The following is a 1,124-nucleotide window of genomic DNA, read 5'->3' as shown; positions in this document are numbered from 1 at the left end:
GCGACGGTGATCAGCTTACTCACTCGCTGAGGAGCATTGAGCGCAATGTGCGTGGCCACCAAACCACCCAACGACCAACCTAGCCACACTGCTTTCTCTGGCGCGTCTTTTAGTACCATGGCAGCGATTTGTGCGAGGTCTTCACCATGATGCCCAGCGCTAAAACCATATCCAGGAAGATCGACGACATGGACACAAAAATCGGTCTGCAGAGATTCGACCGTTTGCTGCCAAACCGCGCCATTCATCCCCCAGCCATGCAGCAACACCAAATCCGGTCCCTGACCGAACGACTGCCAGTGTAAATTCGTGCTCATGCTCTCAATCTCTCCCACTTATTTTATTCCTTATCGCTTCACTCAAGCGTTAGGCTGTGCAAAATCTAACCTTGAATAAGCGGTATGTTATCTCATCACTGGCAAAACATCATGCATCGTGTGCTCAGCAGTCAATGCGGTTTATGTCGCTTCCCGATTCAGGCTACCGCTCAACCCAATGCGCTGCGTTGGTGTGATCACTGTTATCAATATCTTACGCCAGTAAAACGCTGCCAACGTTGTGGATTGAGCTTAAAAGCAGAGGAAGCGAATATAGAGAGTATTTGCGGCGAGTGCCTCTCCGAGCCTCCACCGTGGCAACAACTATTTACCTTGGGAGACTACGACTTTCCGCTGTCTCGAGAAGTACAACGCTTCAAAGATCACGGACAAACATGGCATGTTCGCGCTTTAACGCAATTGCTTGCCCAGCGCATTTCAACTCCCGCTCCGCTTATCACCACAGTGCCATTGCACTGGCAACGCTACTTGTATCGAGGCTTTAATCAGAGCGACATACTGGCGCGACATTTGGCTGGTCACCTTAATGTGAGGTTTGATAATCACGTGTTTCGCCGCGTAAAACACGTCCAGTCGCAGCGTGGGTACAAGAAATCCAGCCGAGAACAGAATTTAAAAGGCGCTTTCACCTTAAATCAGCCACCAAAGTATAACCACGTCGCAATCGTAGATGATGTGGTCACGACGGGAAGCACGGTTCGACAATTATGTCATTTACTACTTGAAGTTGGCGTAGAAACCGTCGATATTTACTGCATCTGCAGAACCCCTGCTCCTGGTGCTGTC

At 49.8% G+C, this 1,124-nt stretch carries 2 protein-coding genes; one reads left to right on the top strand and one right to left on the bottom strand.

Going from position 1 to position 1,124, the window contains the following annotated elements:
* Nucleotides 1–317, bottom strand: a 317-nt coding sequence (locus tag R7O12_RS26260; protein WP_318126996.1) for an alpha/beta fold hydrolase, incomplete at its 3' end; no start/stop codon positions are given.
* 84 nt (nucleotides 318–401) lie between these two features.
* Here R7O12_RS26260 and R7O12_RS26255 point away from each other — a divergent pair.
* The coding region (locus tag R7O12_RS26255) for a ComF family protein (protein WP_140051524.1) at nucleotides 402–1,124 on the top strand (723 nt) is incomplete at its 3' end.

It is taken from the genome of Vibrio sp. Vb1574 (assembly GCF_033338675.1).
This window is presented reverse-complemented; position numbering and strand designations above follow the sequence as displayed.